Source organism: Halochromatium sp., from assembly GCF_054919635.1.
The window spans coordinates 1-6408 of the sequence record NZ_JBUDPI010000228.1 but is presented as its reverse complement, the minus strand read 5'-3'; the positions used below and the strand labels follow the sequence as shown (position 1 = coordinate 6408).

9 protein-coding genes are annotated in these 6408 nt (G+C 60.7%); 7 read left to right on the top strand and 2 right to left on the bottom strand.

Annotated features, from left to right (window positions below; genetic code table 11):
• The first annotated feature begins 107 nt into the window (after positions 1–107).
• The 5 genes from ACY693_RS13265 to ACY693_RS13245 all read left to right on the top strand — a co-directional run bounded on the left by ACY693_RS13265 (position 108) and on the right by ACY693_RS13245 (position 2578).
• Positions 108–1211 (top strand): SpoIIE family protein phosphatase, encoded by a 1104-nt coding sequence (locus tag ACY693_RS13265; RefSeq protein WP_462322301.1) that lies wholly within the window; start codon positions 108–110, stop codon positions 1209–1211.
• 15 nt (positions 1212–1226) lie between these two features.
• Complete coding sequence (locus tag ACY693_RS13260) at positions 1227–1370, top strand: DUF2256 domain-containing protein (RefSeq protein WP_462322300.1); 144 nt, start codon at positions 1227–1229, stop codon at positions 1368–1370.
• Entirely contained in the window at positions 1363–1656 is a 294-nt protein-coding gene (locus tag ACY693_RS13255; protein WP_462322299.1) for a YkgJ family cysteine cluster protein, read from the top strand. Before ACY693_RS13260 ends, ACY693_RS13255 begins: the two co-directional genes overlap by 8 nt.
• Positions 1657–1740: 84 nt before the next feature.
• The gene (locus tag ACY693_RS13250) at positions 1741–2148 is read left to right on the top strand and encodes a 3D domain-containing protein (RefSeq protein ID WP_462322298.1); all 408 of its coding nucleotides are present in this window, start codon (positions 1741–1743) and stop codon (positions 2146–2148) included.
• A gap of 118 nt (positions 2149–2266) precedes the next feature.
• Positions 2267–2578, top strand: a complete 312-nt coding sequence (locus ACY693_RS13245; RefSeq protein ID WP_462322297.1) for a hypothetical protein — start codon at positions 2267–2269, stop codon at positions 2576–2578.
• Positions 2579–2684: 106 nt separating this feature from the next.
• Here ACY693_RS13245 and ACY693_RS13240 read toward each other — a convergent pair whose 3' ends face one another.
• Positions 2685–2915, bottom strand: a complete 231-nt coding sequence (locus tag ACY693_RS13240; RefSeq protein ID WP_462322303.1) for a CASTOR/POLLUX-related putative ion channel — start codon at positions 2913–2915, stop codon at positions 2685–2687.
• Positions 2916–3100: 185 nt separating this feature from the next.
• Between ACY693_RS13240 and ACY693_RS13235 the strand changes: the two genes are divergently transcribed.
• A complete protein-coding gene (locus ACY693_RS13235; protein ID WP_462322302.1) occupies positions 3101–4534 on the top strand; it encodes a dynamin family protein in 1434 nt (477 codons plus the stop codon).
• Between the two features lie 497 nt (positions 4535–5031).
• On the opposite strand, the gene ACY693_RS13230 is transcribed toward ACY693_RS13235, so the two are convergent.
• A complete protein-coding gene (locus tag ACY693_RS13230; protein WP_462322296.1) occupies positions 5032–5358 on the bottom strand; it encodes a YchJ family protein in 327 nt (108 codons plus the stop codon).
• 760 nt (positions 5359–6118) lie between these two features.
• Between ACY693_RS13230 and ACY693_RS13225 the strand changes: the two genes are divergently transcribed.
• The coding region (locus ACY693_RS13225) for a PhzF family phenazine biosynthesis protein (RefSeq protein WP_462322295.1) at positions 6119–6408 on the top strand (290 nt) is incomplete at its 3' end.

The window sequence follows — 6408 nt, the reverse complement described above, 5'->3', positions numbered from 1 at the left end:
ACTGACGAGGCCGTTAGGTGGCGAATTTGAGCCAAAGCCCGATACCGATGTCTATCCGAGGCTCCCACATTGACCAGGTTGCGCTGCTATCGTTGGAGCGCAGACAGATGCTCAAAGGATTGGAGCGCGTCACCAGCCTACTCGTCGACGCGCGCTCTTGGCGCGGCGCACTGGAGCGAGTCGGTGCCGTCCTGACCGACGTCCTGCATGCCGAGCGTTGGTCGATCATGCTCAAGACGGAGCTCGATGTCATTCGGATCAGCCTCGCGAAAGGGCTGCCGCAGCAGGTCATTCGCGAGACCCAGCTCAAGCTCGGCGAGGGGATTGCCGGCCGCGTGCTGCAGACAGGCGAAGCGCTGCTGCTCACCAATGCCCCTGAGACCAGGCTCGGTCGACCCAGCCACGACCCTCAATCGGAGCGTTATCGGAATCGCAGTGCGCTGAGCGTGCCCTTGAGCATCCACGGGCAGGTGTTGGGCGTGATCAACATCAACGACCGTCGCGATGATCTCACAAAGCCACAGCTGGTCGGTCTCGAGGTCGCGGGCCGCTCTGAGCCCTGCGCCTCCGCGGGCGGTGACTATATCGATTACTTCGAAGGTACGCGCAGCCAGGATCTCGAGGTGCCGCCGCTTTTTCTGGCCTGCGGTGATGTCTCAGGGCATGGGGTCGGGGCGGCCGTGATCATGGCCATGGGACGCGCTTTCTTGCGCGCCTTGCTCCGCCAGAGCCAAGATCTCGCCTCTGTGATGTATGAGATGAATAATCTCATCGAGGCAGACACCCCCACTGGCCAGTTCATGACCCTGTTCGTCGGCATCCTTGATGCGCGGGCCGGGCTGCTGCGATTCGTCTCTGCTGGCCATGATCCAGCCTTACTCTTCCGTGCGCGCAACCACGAGATCATCGAGACCTGTTCGACCGGGCTGCCGCTCGGCATGTTCGAACATCAGCACTACAGCGTCTCGGAGCTCTGGCTCGAGCCTGGCGATGTGCTCCTACTCTCAACCGACGGCATTGCCGAGGCCACGAGTATCCATGGTGACTTTTATGGTCGCGAGCGCCTGAAACAGGATCTGCGCGAGCTGCATCAGCTGAGCGCCGACGAGATCGTTAGCGCGATTGAGCAGCGTGTTCTTGCGTTCACTCGGCCGAGGGCGATCACCGATGATCTCAGCCTGATTGTGACGCGCGTCCTGCCCTCAGCCTGAGCAGACTCGCTGTCGATGGCTCATCGGAAGACCAACCTGCCGCAGAAGACCTGTCCGGTCTGTGGCCGGGCGTTCAGCTGGCGTCGCAAATGGGCAGCCTGCTGGAACGAAGTGAAATACTGCAGCGAGCGCTGTCGGCGATACCGCGGCCATGTTTGAAACCGACGAGGTGGTCGATCCGACGGTCCGTTGTGAGGACTGCCAAGCCTGCTGCTGCCGGAAAGAGGTCTTGTTGCTTGGGGACACCCGCGTGCCGAGCCATTTCGTGGTTCTTGATGCGTGGGGCGCCGAGGTGATGGAGCGCCTTGACGATGGCTGGTGCGTCGCGCTCGACCGCCAAGGCTTGCGGTGCTCGATCTATACGATGCGACCTCAGCTCTGTCGTGACGTGGCGATGGGCGGTGCTGAGTGTCTTGCTGCGCGCGCCGAGCCGGAGGATTGTTGAATCCCACCGCCGTGACGGCCGCCCTCGTGGTGACGACTCGATACAGGAGATGCAATGACGACACCTCAAGAACAGAGCGCAACGATGTCCAACCGCCGTCTCAATCGCCGTCTCTGGATGGTTGGCCTGGTTGCAGGGCTGATGCTGCTGAGCCTTGCCATCGTCGGTTATCTGGTATTCAGTCGCGCGCACCGTCTCGAGGTCATAGCGACGGCCTACACCTCGCGCGCCTCAGAGACCAGTGGTGATCCCTACATGGGCGCCTGGAACAACAAGCTCACGCCCGGCGAAAAGGCGATCGCTGTCTCCCGTGATCTGCTCAAGCGCGGCCTGACCAATGGCGTCGAGGTCAAGATCGAGGGTCTACCGGGCGTCTATCGTGTCCGGGACAAGATGAACAAGCGCTGGAAACGGCGGATCGACATCTACATGGGCAACGACCTCAAGCGTGCTCGTGAGTGGGGCAAGCGCGAGGTTGTGCTGCGGTGGTGATAGGTTTTGCGCTGACCGATTTGCACTCCTTTGCAAGCGTGGTTGATTTTGTTAGGGCATATCGGTATATTAGCGTTAACTTATTTATGGTCACTGACCAACTATTGGAGCCATCCTCATGTTCCGCACGACTTCGATCCTAGCCCTTGCGGCCACCCTGCTCAGCACTAGCCTCGCCTCGGCCTCCGAGCAACAGGCTGTCATCGACGAGCTGCGCCTCGAGCACCAGCTTGCGCTGATCCATGGTGCAGATCTCTCACCAGAGCTTGAGCCCTGTATCAACGGTGCGGTCTCGTCCTCGGGCACCTTCGAGAACGACCGCCTGGAGCAGGCCGTTGAGGCAGTCAGTCGGCTAGAGAACCTCGACCTGTTGGAAGCCAGCAAGTACTACCGGTTGGTGCTAATCGACAACCAGGTCGTGATCCGATGAGCCGATGCCCGCGTTGACTCGTCAGTCGGGTCGGTTCTGGGAGAGATCACAATCACGTACAGCGAGCGGCCGGACAGGCCGCTGGCCTACTAGACCGAACGCCGCCTTATATCCGCGCGCGCGTCATTAGGCCCCAGTCGTCCAGGTCCCGCACATCGCAGATGCCCAGAGGAATGCTGTCCGGGTAGGTGTGCATGGCCTCGCCAAAAGGAGGTTCAACCAAGCTCGGTTCGGTCGCGATGTGCAGGATGACCTGCGTCGAGCCAAAACACCGCCGAGAACACGCGCGACAGGCCCCCGGTTGGCGCGCGCATTGAACCCTCAGCTTGCTGATCACATCCCCGGTGGTCACAACGGGCACCTGGTAATTGCCTGCAACCTTGGCCACCTCGAGCCTCGCCGCGTCTTGCGCGACATTCCCAACTTCGTTGCCTCTCGAACCAGCTCGACTTGCATGCACAGGGTCGGTTAGATTTCCTATCCCTCATCGAGAAGACGAAAAGAGGACGTCCTTTGCAATACGTGATGGAAGAATTCGCGAACCGGATCCGCGGCTACTACGACGACCCACTCGACCCGCTGGCAGAACAGTTCCTGTTCCGACGTCCGCCCACTGTGGGTGAGTTGCGCCGGCCGCCGCAGGTCTTGCTCTTGGGCAATCACTCGTCGGGCAAGTCCACGTTTGTGAACCATCTCCTGGGCGACGATGTTCAGAACACGGGGGTTGCTCCGACGGATGACGGGTTCACGATCATCACGCATAGCGCGACCGCGAGCGAGCGAGATGGACCGACTGTCGTCAGCAATCCGGACCTACCCTATGAGGGGCTCCGGCACTTTGGTGACCAATTGGTCTCGCATGTGCGGCTGAAGCTGCGCCCCGCTGAGCTCTTGCAAACGGTGACGCTGATCGACAGCCCGGGCATGATCGATGAGGCCAAGAACGAGAACGGGCGGGGCTTTGACTTTCCCGGTGTCGTGCGTTGGTTTGCCGAACGAGCCGACCTGGTGATGGTGTTCTTTGATCCAGATAAGCCTGGAACGACGGGCGAAACACTTCAAATCTTCCGCGAGTCCCTGGCAGGCATCGACCACAAGATGTTGATCATCTTAAATAAGGTGGATCAGTTCCAGAGCTTGCACGACTTCGCGCGGGCCTATGGGGCCCTCTGCTGGAACCTAGGAAAGGTCATCCCGCGCAAAGACTTGCCGATGATCTATAACACCTTCGTGCCGCTGGCCGACAAGCCAAAGTCGCGCCTGCCGATGGAAGACTTTGAAAAGGCGCGCAACGACCTGATCGCTGAGTTACGTCGTGTACCGACCCGGCGGATGGACAACCAGATCACACAGCTCCAAGTCTATGCTGAGCGGCTCTGGATGCACGCGATGGTGATCGACAAGGCTGCCGACAAGTTCAAATCGACCCGCGCCCAGTGGCGAGGTGTCTGGTTGCTGCTCTTCGGCGGACTGGGCGCCGTCGCCGTCGGCACGGGCATGGTTGTGGCGTTGCCAGGGATTGTATTGGCCGCAGTCCTGGCGTTCATTGTCATCGAATACCTGATTCTCCCGCGGAGCAAACGGCGTTTGATTGCTCGTTTCGACCAGATCTTTGAAAAGCTGAACGATCGAGAGCTGCTGTTGCGCGACCGAGCGGACGACTTGCGCATGATGTGGGAAGAGGTCAGCCCACGCGCTCGCGAGATTGCTGAAAAGAGCGGCCTCCAGTCGTTCAAGAAGATGAGTTGGCACGACCGCGAGCTACTTGAGGACCTGACGAGCAAGCTGATCCCACAGCTTCGGAGCAAACTCTACGATGCCATGCGGGATGGCGGGGCGACCGCACCCGATTTCGACCAGGATCGCCCGGCGACGTTGCCTGCATCAGAGCCGCGCCGTCCGCAACTGGTCAAAGGTGACAGGCCCGAGAAACCGAAGCGGAAGACCTTCTTCTGAGGTGAGCAGGCTGAGGCGAGTCGAGCTGGCCCAACCCACGAATACCCGGACGCGCACGTTCAGCCACTACGCTTGCTGGAGTCTCTTCGCGCCGATCAGCCAGAGCAGTGTGTATTGATGAGCGGCCGGGGTCAGGCAAGGGCAGTCTGTCCAGTGCCTGGCTGATCTGCGTGCAGCAGCATAGGCAGCCGATCACCGGGGCGCAGCGCGAACTGGTTGCCTTGTCTTTCTCTCCGCGACCGTGCCGCAGCTGAACTTTGCGTATCCTGACGCCATCTGTCCGATGGGTCCTGGTTGCGCGCTGTCGCAAGAGGAGCTGGCCATGGGCCGAGCCTATGTGCGTGAACAACTGCCGACGGTGTGACGGCCATTCAAAGCCCGTCAACCCGAACACCATGGCGCGGTCTGCGAAGCGATCGAGTAGGACCACCTCGACTCCGCGCGGCTTCAGCGCGCCACTGTCCCAGAGCTCGACTGAGAGGTTCAAGCCCTAGGGGTCAGTCCGGGTCCAATACGCCGTCGACATAGCGCCAGGCCCCATCCTCACGGAGAAAGCGGCTACGCTCATGCAGCCGGAACGCGCGCCCGCCGAGCCGGTAGCGCGCGACGAACTCCACCCGGCCTTCGGTCGCCTCGGGACCACCTGCCTCGGTGGTCAAAATCTTGAGGCCGAGCCAGGTCGGCGCCGGGTCCGACGCGAGTTCGGTGGGTCGGGTGCTGGAGTGCCAGCTGCGGCGCAGATAGTCGAAGTCTCCGACAGCAAAGGCGGTATAGCGCGAGCGCATCAGCGCTTCGGCGGTTGGCGGCAGGGCAGTTCCAGCCAAGAACCGACCGCAACAGCCGGCAAGGCTCCGCCCGGAGCCGCAGGGGCAACGCATCGACAACGCTCATGTCCTCCCGGTGGCAGGCATCGACCGGTCTCGGCAGCCATAGACTCCAGAGAGTGGGCTTCGCCGACGACCAGGGTGGAACGATGACTTGAAGCTTCCCGCAGAATCGCGATCGGCACAAGCACCAACAGGACGTCCGGCGGTGAACGGACCTGCTTCGTCAATCGGTATTCCGGGTCCTATCCAAAAGGAGGTCTGCTATTCGCTGAGCCTGGCGATGGAGATCATCATCCCCGTCGTGGACCAGCGCCAGCGCGCGCTCGCCAATGACCGCGATTGGCTAAGTCCGCCACCGACTCACCCAGATCGATCCGCAAATCGTGACCGAGATCAACTTCTAATCGTCACGAAGGGCAAAGCGCCCTTTTACGCCTATTTCTGACTGTCATGTCCGCTATGCTTAGGGAGGCGCTGCACGCGCCCCCGGGGCTCTGGATTAGGAGAATGCTAGGGGATCGCCAACAAACGTGGACGTATCGACGCTGCTACCCGTTGGGGACCAGTCGGATTTCCGCATATCACCAACAACGACACCCGTTTTGCAGCTGCAGTTCCTAACGGGGTATTCGTGTGTGCGAATCTTTTTTGTGGGCCTGTTCACGGGGAGCTAGGCAGATTCTGCCTAACACCGCTAGGGTAGAATCTGTCTAGCACGCCCGACCGACATTCTGTCTACTCAACTGTTGGCAAAGATATGAAACTACCGATCTATCAACTTGATGCGTTCGCAGAGGCACCGTTCGAAGGCAACCCCGCGGCCGTGTGTCCGTTGGAGAAATGGCTGCCCGATACCTTGATGCAGTCAATCGCCGGGGAGAACAATCTTGCGGAGACGGCATTCTACGTGGGTGGCGACGGCCACTACAGCTTGCGCTGGTTCACGCCCAAAAAGGAAGTGGACCTTTGCGGACACGCTACCCTCGCCGCTGCGCACGTGATCTTTGCGAGAGGCGACCTCCTGTCGAGCATCACGTTCGAGTCACG

What these genes read in the sequence shown, in the direction of transcription:
- ACY693_RS13265 (WP_462322301.1), top strand. Translation starts at nt 108, where the DNA reads ATGCTCAAAGGATTGGAGCGCGTCACCAGCCTACTCGTCGACGCGCGC.
- ACY693_RS13250 (WP_462322298.1), top strand. Translation starts at nt 1,741, where the DNA reads ATGTCCAACCGCCGTCTCAATCGCCGTCTCTGGATGGTTGGCCTGGTT.
- ACY693_RS13255 (WP_462322299.1), top strand. Translation starts at nt 1,363, where the DNA reads ATGTTTGAAACCGACGAGGTGGTCGATCCGACGGTCCGTTGTGAGGAC.
- ACY693_RS13260 (WP_462322300.1), top strand. Translation starts at nt 1,227, where the DNA reads ATGGCTCATCGGAAGACCAACCTGCCGCAGAAGACCTGTCCGGTCTGT.
- ACY693_RS13245 (WP_462322297.1), top strand. Translation starts at nt 2,267, where the DNA reads ATGTTCCGCACGACTTCGATCCTAGCCCTTGCGGCCACCCTGCTCAGC.